This is a genomic window from Pseudomonas fakonensis (assembly GCF_019139895.1).
GTDB classification, from domain to species: Bacteria; Pseudomonadota; Gammaproteobacteria; order Pseudomonadales; family Pseudomonadaceae; genus Aquipseudomonas; species Aquipseudomonas fakonensis.
The window spans coordinates 2,287,580-2,304,710 of sequence record NZ_CP077076.1; the positions used below are offsets into that span (position 1 = coordinate 2,287,580).

General features: G+C 61.7%; 22 protein-coding genes. 8 read left to right on the plus strand and 14 right to left on the minus strand.

All coding sequences use genetic code 11. The annotated features are described in order from the left end of the window. Positions 1 to 35 precede the first annotated feature (35 nt). The 3 genes from KSS94_RS10320 to KSS94_RS10330 all read right to left on the minus strand — a co-directional run bounded on the left by KSS94_RS10320 (position 36) and on the right by KSS94_RS10330 (position 1,767). A complete protein-coding gene (locus KSS94_RS10320; RefSeq protein ID WP_217842875.1) occupies positions 36 to 287 on the minus strand; it encodes a hypothetical protein in 252 nt (83 codons plus the stop codon). A gap of 772 nt (positions 288 to 1,059) precedes the next feature. After that, positions 1,060 to 1,353, minus strand: a complete 294-nt coding sequence (locus KSS94_RS10325; protein WP_217842874.1) for a DUF3077 domain-containing protein — start codon at positions 1,351 to 1,353, stop codon at positions 1,060 to 1,062. A 156-nt stretch (positions 1,354 to 1,509) separates the two neighbouring features. After that, positions 1,510 to 1,767, minus strand: coding sequence for a hypothetical protein (locus tag KSS94_RS10330; RefSeq protein WP_217842876.1), 258 nt, complete (start codon positions 1,765 to 1,767; stop codon positions 1,510 to 1,512). Positions 1,768 to 2,406: 639 nt separating this feature from the next. Between KSS94_RS10330 and KSS94_RS10335 the strand changes: the two genes are divergently transcribed. Both KSS94_RS10335 and KSS94_RS10340 read left to right on the plus strand, forming a co-directional pair. Beyond that, entirely contained in the window at positions 2,407 to 3,228 is an 822-nt protein-coding gene (locus tag KSS94_RS10335; protein ID WP_217842877.1) for an SDR family oxidoreductase, read from the plus strand. 72 nt (positions 3,229 to 3,300) lie between these two features. Further along, entirely contained in the window at positions 3,301 to 3,657 is a 357-nt protein-coding gene (locus tag KSS94_RS10340) for a DUF7079 family protein (RefSeq protein WP_217842878.1), read from the plus strand. A gap of 103 nt (positions 3,658 to 3,760) precedes the next feature. On the opposite strand, the gene arfB is transcribed toward KSS94_RS10340, so the two are convergent. From arfB to KSS94_RS10360, 4 genes are all read right to left on the minus strand, one after another. Then, the gene (gene arfB, locus KSS94_RS10345; RefSeq protein WP_217842879.1) at positions 3,761 to 4,174 is read right to left on the minus strand and encodes an alternative ribosome rescue aminoacyl-tRNA hydrolase ArfB; all 414 of its coding nucleotides are present in this window, start codon (positions 4,172 to 4,174) and stop codon (positions 3,761 to 3,763) included. Between the two features lie 76 nt (positions 4,175 to 4,250). After that, positions 4,251 to 5,993: an OPT family oligopeptide transporter gene (locus tag KSS94_RS10350; RefSeq protein ID WP_217842880.1), complete on the minus strand. Its 1,743-nt coding sequence runs from the start codon at positions 5,991 to 5,993 to the stop codon at positions 4,251 to 4,253. A 74-nt stretch (positions 5,994 to 6,067) separates the two neighbouring features. Then, positions 6,068 to 6,178, minus strand: coding sequence for a zinc-binding dehydrogenase (locus KSS94_RS10355; RefSeq protein ID WP_225935863.1), 111 nt, complete (start codon positions 6,176 to 6,178; stop codon positions 6,068 to 6,070). Positions 6,179 to 6,834: 656 nt separating this feature from the next. Beyond that, positions 6,835 to 7,749 carry a LysR substrate-binding domain-containing protein gene (locus tag KSS94_RS10360; RefSeq protein WP_217842881.1) on the minus strand — a complete coding sequence of 305 codons (915 nt, stop codon included), beginning with the start codon at positions 7,747 to 7,749 and terminating at the stop codon, positions 6,835 to 6,837. A 122-nt stretch (positions 7,750 to 7,871) separates the two neighbouring features. Between KSS94_RS10360 and KSS94_RS10365 the strand changes: the two genes are divergently transcribed. Next, a complete protein-coding gene (locus KSS94_RS10365; protein ID WP_217842882.1) occupies positions 7,872 to 8,507 on the plus strand; it encodes a glutathione S-transferase family protein in 636 nt (211 codons plus the stop codon). A 19-nt stretch (positions 8,508 to 8,526) separates the two neighbouring features. Then, a complete protein-coding gene (locus KSS94_RS10370; RefSeq protein ID WP_217842883.1) occupies positions 8,527 to 9,552 on the plus strand; it encodes an LLM class oxidoreductase in 1,026 nt (341 codons plus the stop codon). Between the two features lie 283 nt (positions 9,553 to 9,835). Here the strand turns inward: KSS94_RS10370 and KSS94_RS10375 are convergent, their stop codons facing one another. Beyond that, on the minus strand, positions 9,836 to 10,243 hold the full coding sequence (locus tag KSS94_RS10375; RefSeq protein WP_217842884.1) for a methyltransferase family protein: 408 nt from the start codon (positions 10,241 to 10,243) through the stop codon (positions 9,836 to 9,838). 185 nt (positions 10,244 to 10,428) lie between these two features. Between KSS94_RS10375 and KSS94_RS10380 the strand changes: the two genes are divergently transcribed. Next, positions 10,429 to 10,866 carry a LysR substrate-binding domain-containing protein gene (locus tag KSS94_RS10380; RefSeq protein WP_217842885.1) on the plus strand — a complete coding sequence of 146 codons (438 nt, stop codon included), beginning with the start codon at positions 10,429 to 10,431 and terminating at the stop codon, positions 10,864 to 10,866. 31 nt (positions 10,867 to 10,897) lie between these two features. On the opposite strand, the gene KSS94_RS10385 is transcribed toward KSS94_RS10380, so the two are convergent. Continuing rightward, positions 10,898 to 11,818 carry a LysR family transcriptional regulator gene (locus KSS94_RS10385; protein WP_217842886.1) on the minus strand — a complete coding sequence of 307 codons (921 nt, stop codon included), beginning with the start codon at positions 11,816 to 11,818 and terminating at the stop codon, positions 10,898 to 10,900. 140 nt (positions 11,819 to 11,958) lie between these two features. On the opposite strand from KSS94_RS10385, the gene KSS94_RS10390 reads away from it, so the two are divergent. Together KSS94_RS10390 and KSS94_RS10395 are read left to right on the plus strand one after the other, a co-directional pair. Next, entirely contained in the window at positions 11,959 to 12,351 is a 393-nt protein-coding gene (locus KSS94_RS10390) for a Rid family hydrolase (RefSeq protein WP_217842887.1), read from the plus strand. 215 nt (positions 12,352 to 12,566) lie between these two features. After that, entirely contained in the window at positions 12,567 to 13,124 is a 558-nt protein-coding gene (locus tag KSS94_RS10395; RefSeq protein ID WP_217842888.1) for a GNAT family N-acetyltransferase, read from the plus strand. 334 nt (positions 13,125 to 13,458) lie between these two features. Here the strand turns inward: KSS94_RS10395 and KSS94_RS10400 are convergent, their stop codons facing one another. The 5 genes from KSS94_RS10400 to KSS94_RS10420 all read right to left on the minus strand — a co-directional run bounded on the left by KSS94_RS10400 (position 13,459) and on the right by KSS94_RS10420 (position 16,195). Beyond that, complete coding sequence (locus KSS94_RS10400) at positions 13,459 to 13,908, minus strand: hypothetical protein (protein ID WP_217842889.1); 450 nt, start codon at positions 13,906 to 13,908, stop codon at positions 13,459 to 13,461. 88 nt (positions 13,909 to 13,996) lie between these two features. Beyond that, on the minus strand, positions 13,997 to 14,239 hold the full coding sequence (locus tag KSS94_RS10405; protein WP_217842890.1) for a DUF7660 family protein: 243 nt from the start codon (positions 14,237 to 14,239) through the stop codon (positions 13,997 to 13,999). 179 nt (positions 14,240 to 14,418) lie between these two features. Beyond that, entirely contained in the window at positions 14,419 to 14,844 is a 426-nt protein-coding gene (locus KSS94_RS10410; RefSeq protein WP_217842891.1) for a hypothetical protein, read from the minus strand. Positions 14,845 to 15,129: 285 nt separating this feature from the next. After that, positions 15,130 to 15,378, minus strand: a complete 249-nt coding sequence (locus tag KSS94_RS10415) for a hypothetical protein (RefSeq protein ID WP_217842892.1) — start codon at positions 15,376 to 15,378, stop codon at positions 15,130 to 15,132. A gap of 205 nt (positions 15,379 to 15,583) precedes the next feature. Continuing rightward, a complete protein-coding gene (locus KSS94_RS10420) occupies positions 15,584 to 16,195 on the minus strand; it encodes an alpha/beta fold hydrolase (protein WP_217842893.1) in 612 nt (203 codons plus the stop codon). A gap of 309 nt (positions 16,196 to 16,504) precedes the next feature. Here KSS94_RS10420 and KSS94_RS10425 point away from each other — a divergent pair, with 309 nt between their 5' ends. Next, positions 16,505 to 16,969, plus strand: coding sequence for a hypothetical protein (locus tag KSS94_RS10425; protein WP_217842894.1), 465 nt, complete (start codon positions 16,505 to 16,507; stop codon positions 16,967 to 16,969). The last annotated feature ends 162 nt before the right edge of the window (positions 16,970 to 17,131 follow it).

Genomic DNA, 17,131 nt, shown 5'->3' on the forward strand with positions numbered 1-17,131 from the left:
TATCGCGGGCAAGCCCGCTCCTACAGGTTCAGCGCCTAATGCAGTGTGTAAGCTTGTCGGCGCTGCCCTAGCTGCACCTGCGCCAAGGCACACTCCACCAGTTGGCGCGTGGCTTCCAGCTCATGCATCACCGCCAGCAGCATGATCGAAGCCGGGGACTTGGGCAGGAAGGTGATGGACTGTTGGCCGACGGCCAGGCCGCACATGGCGTATTCGAGGGCTTCGACCAGGGTGTCTTCGAGGTATCGAGGGGTATCTACAGGTGGATCAGGGACTATTTTCAGCATGGTTTCATCTCGATGTTCGTGATCGATCAACCACACACCCAACACCTGCAGAGCGAAGAGGTGGCGGCTACGTACAGGTCTGCAAGTCCGGAGAACATCGAGCTAAACCCGGCTGGCCATAAGGCCACCCATACGTAGCCACCATTGAGCGAGGGCACTGGCAGTTGCCAGCGACTCGAAGGTGAGCACATATCGATGTTCGGTCGGGCTTGCAGGCCCGGCCGCTGAATTGGCAGCGGCCCGGCGAGACTAGACCTCAGATCGATGGCGCAACAGGGGGCGAAGCATGCTTGGGAAACGCCCTACATGGAATAGGGAAAGTCGGATGGTTTTTTTGTAGGACTGGGCGGGTGGCTGTGGTCCTTTTCGTACATCCGCCAGGTTTTCAGATCGTGATACCTGCCAGTTTTAAAGCCACCGCTTTGAAGTTATTCGCGTCAGGGCATGCAGGTGTTCGCCACAACCCTTGCAGCGCCTATGAGATCGAGCGCCGCCCGCGCGGCGCATCGACGCGGTTCGTCGCCACGACAAGCCGGCTCCTACAGTTTGTTTCAGGCCAGCCTCTCCTGTGCCGGTACCGGGGTACGCCTTGTTGGTACGACTCGATTTCGGCATGTGCGCCTAGGCCGCCCCGCATAACTCAAGGCATGCACTAAGTCAGGCGCCAGTACTTTCACAGTAATAATTGGCCCGAAACAAACTGTAGGAGCCGGCTTGCCGGCGATAGGGCCAGGCCTGAAACCCCGGATGCAAGCCAGAACCTGCAGGCCCTTCAGGCCTTGGCGCTTTTGTGCATGCCCATATGCGCATCATCCATCAGTGCCTTGGCCATTTCGCTCAGGTAGTGCGAGGCCCAGACCAGCACCGGTTCGTCGTCCATCACGCCGATGTAAGAGGCGCGGCGGGCGCTGGCGAGCAGGATGGAGGCTTGCTCCATGGCATGGTCGGCGCAGTTGCCGGGGATGACCTGGAACAGGCGTTGGCCTTCGACGGCGCCGTCCATGCAGGTGGCGCTGCCGACGGTCCAGCCGAGTTTGCCGAGCGGGGTGGGGGAGGTGGTGTCCATGGGAAGTCCTTTTGGTTTGCATGCCGAATTGGCGTTGGGGCGCAGGGCAACGTGGGAGCGGGCTTGCCCCGCGATCACCGGCGGTGCCGCTGCCATGCAGCCGCGTTTGCAGGCCAGGCCCTATCGCGGGCAAGCCCGCTCCTACAGGTTCAGCGCCTAATGCAGTGTGTAAGCTTGTCGGCGCTGCCCTAGCTGCACCTGCGCCAAGGCACACTCCACCAGTTGGCGCGTGGCCTCCAGCTCATGCATCACCGCCAGCAGCATGATCGAAGCCGGTGACTTGGGCAGGAAGGTGATGGACTGTTGGCCGACGGCCAGGCCGCACATAGCGTATTCGAGGGCTTCGACCAGGGTGTCTTCGAGGTATTGAGGGGTATTGGAAGTGTGGGGTGGATCGGGGACGATCTTGAGCATGGCGTGGACTCTCTAGTTGCGCTGATCGGACCGCATCCCTTCACTTGCAGGTGAAGGGTGGCGGCTACGTACGGGCCTGCAAGACCGGGGCAACTAGAGAAAAGCCCGGCTGGCCCGAAGGCCACCCGTACGCAGCCACCATGAAGCACAGCCAGGCGCAATGAGCCAATAGCTGGGGTGGTACTGGTTCTAGTTGTCCCGCACGGGCTTGCAGACCCGGCCGCTGAATTTGCAGCGGCCCGGCGAGACTAGACCTCAGATCGATGGCGCAACAGGGGGTGAAGCATGCTTGGGAAACGCCCTACATGGAATAGGGAAAGTCGGATGGTTTTTTTGTAGGACTGGGCGGGTGGCTGTGGTCCTTTTCGTACATCCGCCAGGTTTTCAGATCGTGATACCTGCCAGTTTTAAAGCCACCGCTTTGAAGTTATTCGCGTCAGGGCATGCAGGTGTTCGCCACAACCCTTGCAGCGCCTATCAGATCGAGCGCCGCGCGGGCGGCGCTCGATCTCATAGGCGCTGCAAGGGTTGTGGCAAGCACCTGGCAGCCCTGACGCAACTACCTTGAATGGGATAGGCCCCTGGGCGGGCCGGGCTGAGCCATCACTCAATGCATCACTGACACAGGCAGGGTGTTACATGGGCAATAGACTTTCTTGCAAAACCGCCGTCATCACCGGCGCAGCCCAAGGCATTGGCGCCGCGATCGCACAACGCTTCGTAGGCGAAGGCTGCTTCGTCTACCTCACCGATATCAATGACGAACTCGGAGCCACGTTCGCCGCCTCCCTGGGTGAGCAGGCCTGCTACCTGCACCTGGACGTACGCTGCGAAGCCGATTGGCAACGCGTGACCGCCCACGTGCTGAACGAACGCGGCAGCTTGGACGTGCTGGTGAACAACGCTGGCATCACTGGTTTTGAGCAGGGCATGCTCCAGCATGACCCCGAACACGCCCGGCTGGAGGACTGGCGCGCGGTGCACCAGACCAACCTGGACGGTGTGTTCCTGGGCTGCAAGTACGCCATTGGCGCCATGCGCCCTGCGGGGGCCGGGGCCATCATCAACCTGTCTTCCCGCTCTGGCCTGGTGGGCATCCCCGGCGCTGCCGCCTATGCGTCATCCAAGGCTGCGGTGCGCAACCACACCAAGACCGTGGCGCTTTACTGCGCCGAGCAAGGGTTGAACATCCGTTGCAACTCCATTCACCCGGCGGCCATCCTGACCCCCATGTGGGAGCCCATGCTGGGTACCGGGCCAGAGCGTCAGGCGCGCATGGCTGCGCTGGTTCGCGATACGCCTTTGCGGCGTTTCGGCATGCCGGACGAGGTGGCTGCCCTGGCGGTGTTGCTGGCTTCGGATGAGGCCGCGTACATGACCGGGAGTGAGTTCAATATTGACGGTGGGTTGTTGGCCGGGTCGGCTGCGACGCCGGTTGTAGAAGGCGACGGCGCAAGCTAGTGCGGCGCATTGAATACAGTGATTTGGCGCTGTAGCGGACTCACGGGATGAAGAACTGGAGGAATTTTCGCATTGGGACATCTTCTGAGTGAACCGAAGCTGACGGCCGTCAGAGCGGCACTTTCGGAACCCTTCAACGATTTTCCGACTGATTACGACTACCTGGCGTCTGAACTCGAAGGTGTCGATCCGGAGGTGTTGTATGAAATATTTTTTTCAGAAGTTGCCCCGGTGTGTTTTACCAATATCGCAGCAGTCGTGCCCACCGTCTGGACGGGCTTTGACCCTGACTCACTCAGGGTGGCCATCGAGGCAAGGTTGAAGGCGCGCGCGAGCAGTTGGTTGCGCAGGCAGTTTGATAGGCTCTTGATTATTTGGTTGAGGTATCAGTATCGCTACCTCTGGAGGGAGATAGTTAGCAGGCTGTGAGATTGACTGCCAGGTGTTTCAATTCAAGCAATGAATGTATGTAGTTTGCCTGGCGCAAATGAGCTCAGTGTCGACAGTGAGCTGTAGTTGACGGTGAAGCCGACTAAAAATCCACCTTCCCCCGCCCCGCCTTGACCGTGCTGCGCCTGGCTTTGCCTTCAAGGCGCCGGGTCTTCGAGCCAAGCGTCGGCTTGGTCGGCCGGCGCTTTTTCTCGGTCTTGCCGGCACTGAGGATCAACTCGGCCAGCCGTGCCAGTGCATCAGCGCGGTTCTGCTCCTGGGTGCGGTACTGCTGGGCCTTGATGATCAACACGCCGTCGCCGGTGATGCGGCTGTCCCGCAGCGCCAGCAGCCGCTCCTTGTAAAACTCAGGCAGCGACGAGGCGGGGATGTCGAAGCGCAGGTGCACGGCGCTGGACACCTTGTTGACGTTCTGCCCACCGGCGCCTTGCGCGCGGATGTAGGTCAGTTCGATGTCGGCATCCGGCAGATGCACGTTGTTGGAGATGATCAGCATGGTGAGGCCCTTGAGATTGCCCCGGCATTATCACAGCCTTTGCCGCTGGCCCACAGAACAAATCACGATCGCCCCCCTACAGCGCCCGCAGCATCGCCCAGAACGACGCCCCCACGCCCATGATGCTCTCACCGGCAATCAACCCCGCCGCTGCGGTAATCGCAAAGCGCTCGGCCAGCCCCGGCCACCGGCAACTGGCCAGCCAGGTGACCAGCGCTCCCAGCCCCATCATGGTGCTGATCGACGCCGGCAAGATGAACGCCAGCCCCAACGCCGCAGTACTTGGTAGCCAACGTGCCGCCCGTTGTGGCAGCAGGCTGTCCAGCGCGCCCAGCAGCACGCCGGCGGCGCTGCCGGCGGCAATCGCCCAGCGCAACTCCGGTGCCAGTGCCCCCAGCCCCTGGGTCAGGGTTTGCGCCACGGCCTTCCAGGTGGCCACGGCCGGTGCCGGCCACTGCTGGGTGAGCAGCAGGGCCTTCGGGTCGGGGATCAGCATCAGGTACACCAGCACGCCGACCACACTGCCAATCAGGATGCCGATGCATTGCGCAGCCAGCTGCTTGTGCGGCGTGGCGCCGATTGCCAGGCCAACCTTGAAGTCGTTCATCAGGTCGGTGGACTGGCCGGCCGCGCCGCCTGCGGTGTTGGCGCTCATCAGGTTGATGGCCACCTGGCCTGGGGCGATCAAGCCAAAGCTCAGCTGCGACAGCTTGCCGATGGCGCCAATCGGTGCAATGCCGGTGGCGCCCACCACGCGCGCGGCGACCACCGCCAGGCACACCGCCAGCGGGATGCTCAACAGCGCCATCCACCCGTCGATACCGAACAGCAGCACCTGCAGGGTGACGACCAGCGCAATGGCCAGCAGCAGCCCCGCTGCGGGCCACGGGGTAAGGCGCAGCCTGGCGTGTGTCGCCTGCCTGGCCGGCCTTCCGGGTACTTGCCACAGGCGTACCAGCAACGAGGTGAGGGTGGCGCAGACCATCAGGCTCACCCCCGGCCACAACAACCACTCTACCAAGGCCGCGAACTGTGGCCCGCTGGCGTTCGGCGCGAGCACCACCCAGCCATGCCCGATCAGCCAGGGCGCCAGCCCGCCCCATGCCAGCGCGGCGCCGAACAGCAGGGTCAGGCCCACGCGAATGCCGATGATGCCGCCGAAGCCGATCAGCATCAGCGACGGGTCGAGGGTGAAGGTCAGGCGCTCCAGCGCAGGCGTGGGCGCCCAGCGCGGTATCGCCCAGGCGAACACATCGACCCATTTCACCAGTGCCGACAGCAGCGCGGCGCTGCATAGCACCTTGATCCGCGCCACGGCCTCGCGGCCTTGGTTGTAGATTTGCTGCAGGGTCTCCAGGGTGGCCATGCCTTCGGGGAATTTCAGGCCATGGTCGTTGAGCAGGGCCGGGCGCAGGTACCAGGCAATCCAGATGCCCAGAAAGCTCACCGAGAACACCCAGGCCATCATCGGCAATGGGTCCAGCTGGTGGCCGGTGAGCAGGGTGTAGGCGGGGATGGGCGCCACCAGCCCGCCGGACACGATGGAGGCGGCGGCCGACGCCACGGTCTGGTTGATGTTGCTTTCGTGCAGTGTCCACGCAGGCCGGGTGCTGGCGCCCCGCGCCAGCCCCTGCCACAGGGCGAAGCCGACCAGCAGGGCGATGATCGACATGTTGAACGACCAGCCGATCTTCAGCCCCGCGTAAACGTTGGAGGGCGTCAGCAGGATGCCGAGCACAGCGCCAGTCAGCACCGCCCGCGGGCTCAGTTCACGTTCTACGCGAACCCCTGGCAGGGCGGGGGAGGGAGCGTGGGCCATGGCAATCCTTGGTCGGTTGTGCAAGCGCGGTCTGAACAACTGAGCCTTGAGCACCGCGAAGGTTCATTGGTTGCTCAGGCACCAGGTGCGCTGACCTGAATCACCCGCTTGCCGAAGTGGTTGGCACTGCGCAGGTGTTCAAGGGCTTCTTCGGCCTTTTCGAAGGGGTAGACCGCATCGATCACCGGACCAGTTTCAAAGATCCGTTCTTGCGCACGCCGTGGGGCAACCGGCGTGTGTTGCTTGTCCGGGCCCCATCGCCGGCAAGCCGGCTCCTACAGGTACAGCGCAGGCCTGAGGCGGACATGATTCCTGTAGGAGCGGGCTTGCCCGCGAACACGGGCATAGCCCGTGCCAGATGGCTCCATTTGCCGGGCTGGCCAATTCGCGGGGCAAGCCCGCTCCCATAGAAGAAACTACAACTCATTGAATTAACACGGTCTCTGTGGGAAGCGGCCTCGTGTCGCGATGGGCTGCGAAGCGGCCCCAAGGCCTCGGCCTCATGCCGCATTGCCGGGGCTGCTGCGCAGCCCATCGCGACACGAGGCCGCTTCCCACGGGGGCCGTGGCGCATCTGCGAGATCAGTTCTCTGCGCGACAGCGCAGCCCGAAAGGGCTGGGTGATCTCCTACAAAGGGCACTGGCCGTCGTCGATACTGATTCATGGCACCCCCCGGCCTGCGAAGAACCAGCCACAGCCCTCAGCGCGGCTAGCCTTACTTGCCTCAGTAACATCCAGTCCTTTTCGGTCGTTGCTCGAATGTTCATGTTCTTCCTTGATATCGACTCTTGTTGCGTTGGCTGACCATTTCCAAAGCTCCAGCCCAGCCACCAGCATCGTTCATGAATGATCAGTAAGGGCCGGCAGCTGTTCCAACTCAAGCTGCCCGCGAATCCAACCCACAAACGCCTGCAGGTGTGGGCGCTCCAGGTTCTCCTTGCGCGCCACCAGGTAGTAGGCGAAGCGCGACGGCCAGGGCCGGTCCAGCGCGACCACCAGCCGGCCACTGGCCAGGTCTTCCTCGGCGTGCTGCGCCTGTACCAGGGCGATCCCCTGGCCACTGGCGGCCGCCCGCAACAGCAGCAGGTCTTCATCGAAACTCGGGCCCCGGCGGCTACGGCTGTCGGGCTCGACGCCATGGGCTTGCAACCACAGGCTCCAGTCGGCCCGGTCGGCATCCTGCAGCAGCGGGTAGTGCAGGCAATCCTGCGGTTGATCAAGCAGAGGCCCGCCGGCCAGCAGGCCGGGGCTGGCGACCGGTAACAGCACCGGCGCCAGCAGCGGGATCGACTCAACCCCGGGGTAGTCGCCCAGGCCATGGCGCAGCGCGATGTCAACGGGGTCACGCAGCAGGTCCACAAGCTCGGCGGTGGACTGCACGCGTACGTCGATTTGCGGGTATTGCGCGTTGAAGTCGGGCAGCCGTGGTACCAGCCAGCTGGAGGCGAACGAGGGTTGGGTACTGATCGTCAGGGTATTGCTGCAGGTGAGGGCCTGCAGGTCGAGCAGCGCGCTCTCGATCTGGCCGAACCCGCGCGACAGCCCAGGGTAAAGGCTCGCCCCGGCCTCGGTAAGTTGCACGCCATACCGGCTGCGGGTGAGCAGGGTGACCCCAAGGCGATCTTCCAGCAGGCGGATCTGCTGGCTGATGGCGCCGGGGGTAACGCCCATGCGCTCGGCGGCCGCCTTCAGGCTGCCCAGGCGTGTGGTTTCGCTGAAGGCACGCAACGCAAGCAATGGCAGGACTGCACCCATGTAAACCAACCTTAGAAAAACTCAATCAAGCGAGAGGAATGATCGTTAGAAGGCCCGAGGCCTTGGCCCTAGCATAGCGTAGTGCCAAACAAACCAAGGTCAGTATTTTTAAGGTGAACAGCATGCAGGATGCAGCACTTGTGCTTTATACCGACAGCTCCCCCAACGGCTTCAAGGCCACCATTGCCCTTGAGGAAACGGGGCTGCCCTATCGGCTGGTGCACGTGGACATCGACCGGGGCGAGCATCGCCAGGCTGAGTTTCTGGCGCTAAACCCGGCAGGCCGCATTCCGGTATTGGTCGACCGCAAGGCCGGTATCGTGCTGTTCGAGTCGGCCGCAATCCTGTTGTACCTGGCGCAATCCAGTGGCCAGTTGCTCGAGCAGGCAGCACAGCCACGCTGGGCGGCGATCACCTGGTTGATGTACCACAGCGCCAGCGTGGGCCCGTTGCTGGGGCAACGCGTGCATTTCGAATGCTTCGAGGCTGTGCCCAACCCGGCGGCGCAGAAGCGCTACCGCGCCCTCACCGAAGATGCCTTCGCGGTGCTCGACCAGCGCTTGGCCACCCAGTCGTGGTTGGCCGGAGAGTCCTATTCGATCGCAGACATCGCCAGCTTCGCCTGGCTGCACATTGCTGCGCTGGTGGGCTTTGACTTCAGCCACTACCAGCACCTGAACCGCTGGTACCGCCAGGTGGAACAACGCCCGGCCGTGCAGCGCGGTATCCGTCTGCCTGCGCCTGCCACTGGCCCCTGAACCCGAGCAAGGAATGCCCATGAACTTCACCCACAGCAAAGGCGCCAGCGCCGACGCGTTCGCCCAACACCCCGGTTATCGCCGCATGTTCGCCGAGGGTCACCTGACCTTGGGCATCTTCCTGCCGCTGCGTTTCTACCGCGGCGACATGGCTGTACTGCGCGGGCAGGCCCAACTGGTCAGCGACATCGACCGCCTGGATTTTGCGGCCGTGTGGGCCCGTGATGTGCCTTTGTATGACCCAAGCTTCGGTGATGCCGGCCAGGTATTCGACCCGTTCACCTACCTGGCCTACCTGGCGGCCCACAGCCGCAAGCTCGCCCTGGCGACCGGCAGCGCGATCTTCACCCTGCGCCATCCCATCGACCTGGCCAAGGCTGCGGCCAGCGTGGACTGCCTGTCGGGTGGGCGCCTGGTGCTGGGTATCGCCTCGGGCGACCGCCCGGTGGAGTTTCCGGCCTATGGCCAGGAGCATGAGCGCCGCGGGGAGCGCTTCGCGCAAAGCGTGGATTACTTCAGGCGGTTGCTGGGCAGCCAGCAGGCGCCTATCCATTCGCCGTTGGGTCGGCTCGAGGGTGCGCGGCTGCTACCCAGCCCCGTCACGGGGAGCATCCCGTTGCTGGTAACCGGCTCGTCACGCCAACCCTTGCAGTGGCTTGGCGAACAGGCCGATGGCTGGATTACCTACCCCGAAGCCACCCACGACAGCCTCGGACCCAGGCGCCTGGGCGAGAAGATCCGGGCCTGGCGGGCGCTCATCCCCGGGGCAGGCTTTCGCCCGCATGTGACCAATGAGTGGATCGACCTGGACGAGAACCCGAACTTCCCAAGAACGCCGCTACAGGGTGGCTACGTGCTGCGCACCGGCCGCAACGGGTTGATCGAGCTGCTGCAGCAGTGGCGCGAGGCGGGGGTCAACCATGCCGCGCTGGGTATGCAGATGGCCCGGCGCCCGCCGCAGCAGATCATCCAGGAACTGGCAGAAGAAGTGCTGCCGCTGTTTCCATCGCTGAATGGGCCAGAGCCTTGTGCGCAGGACTGGTAGCTGTCGGGGCAGCAGCAGGCGTTCGGTTTTCTACAGCCAACGCCTTACCTGGCTGCAGTATTGTGTGAACTCCCCACCGAAAAGGCCGGCAAGGGCGTAATGCTGTTCACTTAGAATTGCCGGGGCCGCTTTGCGGCCCATCTCGACCGGACGGCGCCCCGGCAAGGCCGCTTCCCACAGGTACTGCGCATGGCTTGGTAATTCAGCCTTGCTCAGCACCTGTGGGAAGCGGCCTTGTGTCGCGATGGGCTGCGAAGCAGCCCCAACCCAGGCAACGCCTCTCTTAAGTGAACAGCATTACGGCAAGGGCGCGCTCTTGCGGCCCGATCTGGAAGCGGTTCATGTAGGCCACGAAGCCCAGCAGTGCTGGCGGCCAGGCGAGAAAGATCGACCAGGCTGTCAGGGCCATGGCAAAGCCCAGGTACATGGGGTTGCGGGTGTACCTGTACACGCCCGGGCGGACCAACGCCGTAGCCGCTTGCGGCTTCAACGGGTTGACCGTGGTACGTGCACGGCGAAAGCAAAGCACGCCACCCAAAGAAACAGCAGCACCTGCCAGCAACACAACCAGCGCCAGCCCCAAACGCCACTCGAGCGTCAGTTCAAGGGCGCCCGGCAAGTGCCCGGCAGCAAGCCAGGCCAACAAGCCGAACAGGGTGGCCACCAGTGGCGGAGGGATACGGTTGTCCATGATCAATTCCTGTGAAAGATGAACGTCTCGCCAGGGTGAGGGCTATAGCAGCTTCAGGGTCAAGCAGCATGAGTGCGATAGGCACTGCGCCGGTTACTTCTGAGCGATTTACCGCATTGCATTCTTCAACCGTTATCCCAATAATTCGGCATTCAATTTCGATTGGTTCATACATCGCCCAGGACATGATTGCCGTGCGGCTTTGCAAGCCTTACCAGTGGGCGGTGTTTGGCTCGCCGGCTTACTTCAAGGCGCATGGCAGGCCCCAGGTGACCGGCGACCTGACACGGCATGAGTGCATCCGCTTTCGCAGGCCCGAGAAGGGTGATATCTACCGTTGGGAATTCATGGAGAACGGCTCGACGGTGCGCGTCGACCCGGTGGGGGGCGTTACGGTCAACGACGGCGAGCTGATGCGCAGCCTGGCCGTAAAAGGGGTAGGGCTGATCTACTCGTCCACCTTCCATACCTCGCGCGAACTGGCGGCCGGAACGCTTGAGCCCGTGTTGCTCGATTGTTCGCCAGGCAGTGACGGGTTGTTCTTGTACTTCTCGAAAACGGCCAGAAACCAACCGAAGCTCAGGGCGTTCATCGATCTATGCCATCGGCTGCTGGCGCCGTGACGCGGTTGGCGCAAGCACAGCTACCTGCCGCTCAATGCCCTGTCGACACCGGCGCATGCTCGGCCATCAACTCGATGATCCAGTCGATAAACACCCGCACCTTGGCGCTGACATGGCGGTTGGGCGGGAATGCCAGGTACATCGGCATCGCCGGCATGTGCCAGCCTTCGAACTGCGCCACCAGCTCGCCGCTGGCCAGGTGTGGTTTGGCCATGTATTGCGGTAGCCACAGCAGGCCAAGGCCCGCCAGGCCGGCGGCAAGGTAGGCGTTGCCGTCATCGACGGTCAGTTGCGGGTGGCCCTGGGCCTCCACGCGCTCCTGGCCCCGCTGCATCGTGTAAGGCAGGGTTTTGCCGGTGCGAAACCACAGAAACCCCACAGTCTTGTGCCGTCCCTCTTCCAGCTCGCGAGGGTGCTCCGGCGTACCGAAGTGCTGCAGATAGCCGGGCGCGGCATAGATGCCGAGTTGCAGGTCGCCCACATGCCTGGCCACCAGGGATTGGTCGGTGATCTCGCCGCCACGCACCACGCAGTCGACGTTTTCGCCAACGATGTCGACGATGCGATCGCTCACTCCCAGGGTCAGCTGGATCTCCGGATAACGTGCAAAGAACCCCGGCAAGGCGGGTATCAGCAGCATGCGCGCCAATGGGCTGGGCACATCCACCCGCAGCCGCCCGCGCGGCGCCAGCGAGGCGCTGGACACGCTGGTTTCGGCATCGTCCATGTCGGCCAGCAGGCGGACCACGCGTTCGTAGTAGGCCGCGCCGTCGGCGGTCACCTTGACCTTGCGCGTGGTGCGGTTGAGCAGACGCACCCGCAGCCGCGCTTCCAGTTGCTGGATGAGCTGGGTCACGGTGGTCTTGCTCATGTGCAGGGTGGCTGCCGCCTTGGTGAAGCTGCCGGTTTCCACCACCCGGGCAAACGCCTGCATTGCATCGAAACGGTCCATTGCACGCCTCATTCGCGTCCGGATTGTTTGGATTATACAAACAGTCATGGCCAGGGCTGCCGGTTTATCCGGGCCGCTGGCCTTCTTAAAGTGGCTTTACCCAAGACACCGGGCCGTGATGGCCCAGCACGAGGTAAGCCATGCCCAGCAAACGTGATGTTGTTTTCCCGCCTGACCGCCATGCGTTGTACGAGCTGCACCGTTACTCGCCGGCGATTCGCTCCAACGGTTTCTTGTTCGTCTCCGGCCAGGTCGGCAGCCGCAAGGATGGCTCGGCCGAGCCGGACCTGGCGACGCAGGTGCGCAAGGCCTTCGCCAACCTCAACGCGATCCTGGCCGCGGCCGGCAGCAGTTTCGAGGATGTGGTGGATACGACCATCTTCATGGTCGACCCCGACGCCAAGTTCGAGACCATCTGGGAAGTGGCGGCCGAGTATTGGGGCGAGGCGCCTTACCCGACGGTGACGGCTATTGGCGTGACCTGGTTGTCGGGTTTCGACTTCGAGATCAAGGTGATTGCGAAATTGCCATGACAGGGCCCGGCCTCATCGCCGGCAAGCCGGCTCCTACAGGGGACCGCGCAACCCTGTAGGAGCCGGCTTGCCGGCGATGAGGCCGGGCCTGCAAACCGAACCGCAGGCCACTGGCCAGGCTCCACACCAGCAGCCTGGCAACACCGTCCGACAACCTCGACACACAGCCATCGATCGCAGATCATCGCCAAGCAAGGATGCTCAGGAGCGACGCCATGGATTGCCTGCCCACACTGTTCACCGACCGCCTTATTCTCACCCCGCTGCAACTGGACGATGCACCCGCCATCCAGGCCCTGTTCCCGCAATGGGAGGTGGTGCGCTACCTCGACCGCCGCGTGCCCTGGCCGTACCCGGATGACGGCGCATTGGTCTATGTGCGCGACATGGCCCTGCCTGCAATGGCGGCGGGCCGTGAATGGCACTGGATGATCCGCCTGCGCGATGAGGGCGAGCGAATCATCGGCAGCATCAGTTTGTATGACCAACCCGGCAACAACCGCGGCTTCTGGCTGGCACCGCAGTGGTGGGGCAGGGGGTACATGCGCGAGGCCTGCCGGGTGATCAACGGGTATTGGTTCGAGGCCTTGGCGCGGCCTGTCATGGCGGTGCCCAAGGCCGTTGCCAACCACGCTTCGCGCAAGGTTTCAGAGCATGAGGGCATGCGCAGGGTGGACGTGCGGGACGGGCAGTTCGTCTCGGGGGCGATGCAGGTCGAGACTTGGGAGATGACACGCAGTGAGTGGCTCGGCAGCGCTGCTGGTCGCGGCTAAAGAGTTCCGCGATGGGCTGCGCAGCAGAAGAATGCCGCTACAAGGTGGCTACGTGTTGCGCATCGGACGGCCTCGCCCACGTCCCACTTCGCGCCAGCCGGGGCGAACCAGGCTGTGTATTTCCAGGTAAAGGTTGCAAAGAAATCGATCCGTGTGCGATGGGGGATAAGAAAAGCGATGGGTGAGTCAAGGTGGTGTCAGGGCAAGGCTCAGCCGTACGGGAAACATGCCCGCTTAGACAGTTTCGTGCAGGCAGGATGACTGGCAGCAATCGACCCATAGCGGTCATGGCAGCAGGCTTGGCCAAGTCTTCAGAAAGCTTGGCTTTCCCAGCTTAGTCGCTGCTACTGCCCATCAAAATCCATCTTTTCCCACCCTGCTGAATATCCAAAGCGAAGTCCCAGAACACTGGGTATGCCGGATGGCCCTTGGTTAGCCAAAATGAAGTTAGGGTGCTGGCCTGGTCTAGGCGCACATGCATGAACAGGTCCTCAAGAAGACTCAGGATTTCGGAGCGTTTTGCATCCAGGTCCAGTGGGCCGTAACCGCCATCCCCGGCGTGCAGCAGTTGCTCGGTAACCTCACTGCGAGCCTCGCTTGCGGTCACGCAGGACTGCCCGCCGATGATTACTTCGTTACCGGTGGAATGAGCGAGTTGCTCTTCAAGCGTTCTATCCAGGTCAAAGGGCCCATAGGCGTTGACCCAGACCGAATAGTTAAATCCCTCCAAGAGATGCTCAAGCCTGAGGATTTCGTTTGCACGTAAATCTTGGGTGATACGCATACTGGCTCCTTGAATCAAGGCTTTGAAGCCTACCTGAGAGCTTTCAAGGCGTTCTAATACACACAGCAGAAGCCGAATTGCTCTTCACTCACTCGTATATTTTTCCGCAGTAAAGAAATGTAGCGAACTGCGCCCACGGGTTGGAAGGTGAAAGCCCTTGGCGAATACCAAATTTACTGCCTTCGGCCCAAGCTATTGCGGCCTCCAGGAAGGCTTCAACGCTGGTATTCTCCCAATCGTTGCTTACGCGCTTATCAGCCGCTAGGGCTTGGACGAAAGCCAAGAAGGTCGTCGCGTCCATGACCTCGGCTAATTGTTCATGAAGGTCCACGAATTTCTCCCTCGCTAAGGTATACGTAGGCAGGCATCGTCTTTCAGACTATGAATGACTGCTTTGGGTCGTTATCAGGCTTTAACATCTTCGCTTTAGAGCCAAAGCTGGCATTGACGAACGCAGCACCCAGCAAGGGCCGAAGGCTGCCCTGTAGGGTGCCAACGGGTGGCTGCGGGTCAGCAGTTGTACTTCCCCAAGTAGGTGATAGTGGCAGTACTTTCCGGCAAGCGCGTTACGGGCTCGACTTGAGATGAAAGCGAGCGACGGTCGTGCCAGATGGCCTCCCGATTCGTGCCAATCATGATGAAATGAGTGAACGACGCTCCCTTGGCGATGACATCGGCCCGCTCAGCCGGGCTGCTTATTTGAGAAACAACGCCATCGAGGCCACCTGGCAGCTCCACAAAGTCGGAATCCATGTGGAATTCAAGCTCGTCAGCCATTCGCCAGGTTGGGTTGCGCTCTTCCCAGTCACTGTATTCAGTATCGGAGGCAGTTTCGGGAGGTTCTGGCTCCCATTGCTCGAAGGCGTATGACTCTGCCTCTTCATCGCTGGCAAAGTTCGCGCCGAACAGGTGAAAGCCCCACAGTTCTTCATCCATTGACCACGCCTCATGTAAAAAAGGAAACAGGGATCGCTAACGCATCGCTTGCCGTGCCCGTTCGGCGGTCAGCAGGATGCTCTGGTACTTCCCCAGCGCATCTGCCTGTCGTGCAACAGGTGAGTGGCTGAGGGCCTAGGCAATGGCGCTTCTTGCCGGCGGATCGTCCTGACGCAGGCACACCAGCCTCACTCCCCGCCTTTGGGGGCAAACGGTTGCACGCGAACGTCTGCTATCGATCCATAGCGGACTTCCTCAGGTAGGTATGATTGGGTGCTTGTCGAGTTAGCCGGCGGTGCGCCTCAGTAGTTGGGAAAAGCGGTAGATAGCGGCGTGAATGTCATCCCTAGTGTCACCATCCCAGTCTTCAATGGTTTCGAGTTCGGCTTTGAACCGTGCTATCCGCTCCATGATTTCTGCTACCTCTACAGCCCCACATTGCGCGGCAATTGCCGCCCATTTCTCCTCAGGAATTCTCTCCTGGATCGAAAGCCCTGCCTGTGCTTCTGCAATTAGTGCGGTGAGTTTGCTCATCTTTTACGCTCCAAGTGAGGCTGTTTCGGCGCTATAGCTTCTCAAGCTTCTATGCTCAATTCTGGCCGCTTGCTGCCCCGAACGAAAGGCAGCTTCACGCCCTGAGGAAGTCAGTCACGACTAGCTGCTTCTGACCCAGAGCAGACGTTTAGCGAGGCGAATAATCAATCAGGTCACCGAGGCATTCACCCCTGAGCCGACCCAGTCAAACGCAAAGATGCCTGTCGATCAGCTGCGCTACAGCCTCGGCATGCGTATGGCCCAGATCATGACCAGCCTCGGGGAACAGCTTCAGCCTGGCGTTGGGTATCAACTCCGCTAGCCGTTGGCCAACCGAGACAGGACTGATGGGGTCCGCGCCGCCCCACAACAACAGAACGGGAAGTTGCAGTTCAGGTAAGCGGCCAGAAAGGTCGGTGCAATCGTCCAGGAACCAGCGTGGCAGGGTTGGGTTATCTGACTCGAACGCTACGCGCCAGTCCTCTGCCCCCAAGGCTGGAAAATTCAAACCTGCCGACGTGACGGCCAGGACCAGGTGGGTGACCAGGTCGGGGCGCTCAAGCGCAATCTGCACCGCGACAACGCCACCCATGGATTGCGCGACCAAGGCTACGGGCCTGTCGATCTCTGCAATCGCCAGAGCAGCGAGATCTTCCAGACAGGTTACCTGCTCATTGGCCGGCGTATCGCCAAAACCAGGCCAGCCCATGTGTTGCACAGCAATTGACGTTTCGAGGGCTTCGGCGACCGGTTTCCAGAATTGAGTGTTGCCGGAGGCGCCGGGGAGGAAAAGAATTTTTTCTGGGGCGATAGTCACAGCTCGGTCCTTGAGTCAGGGTCGCGGCAACTTACTGGTATTCACAGCCCTGCGCAAATGATGCACGCGACGGATCGATATCTGATTGCGCCAACGTATGTTTTTGGCCACTGGCAGCTATATGGGGTGCTAGAGGACAGTCACGATGGGCTGCTTTCGACACTCGCAGCGCTGATGGATAAAGCTTTCATGCGTGCGACGCGCATTCTCGTACCCGATATATTGATTGGTGCTCTGACTGGACTTTACGTACGCTGGCCCGCCATACGGTTGCCCTGTCCTGCACGATTAGTTCAAGGATTTATCCCTATGTTTCATTCCATACAAGCGTGCCGCTACCAGGCAAAATTCTCTCGAAGTGCTTGTGCCTGGCTGATGGTCGATGGCATCGGTGTGGAGCAGTGGGTCGCCCAACACCTGGATTTCGAGCAGGCATCAATGCTTGGGCTATCGCTGATCTGGCTGCTCGATGAGGAGGAGGAAAAGCTAGCCAGGCGCCGATTTGTTCCAGGTGAAGACGGCACCTCTACACTCGTGCCACTGTTGGTCTGCGCGGATGACATGGATCTGGGCTGCACAGTACTCATGGTTGAACAGGTCGTTGCGGACGGCGTCGTGACGTGGGCCCGTTTTGGGATGAGTGTTTCGGGCGGGCTTGAGGTGGGAGCGCAAACGAGCTGGATGACGGGATGCCTGCCTGTATCGTTTGCCATCGCAGAGTTTCAGCAGGCACTTCAGGACTTCGAGGCGATTCTTGTCACTGCGCCTACCTGATCAGTTTGCATAGCCCGATGCTGGCCCTGGCAATTGCCGTTCAACACAAGATCGTCGGGGCCGCTTCGCGATGCAAGGCCCACACAGGTACGGCGCTTGGTTCGGGCTTCGCGCGATCCTGTAGGAGCCGGCTTGCCGGCGATCACCGGCACCGCCGGTGCC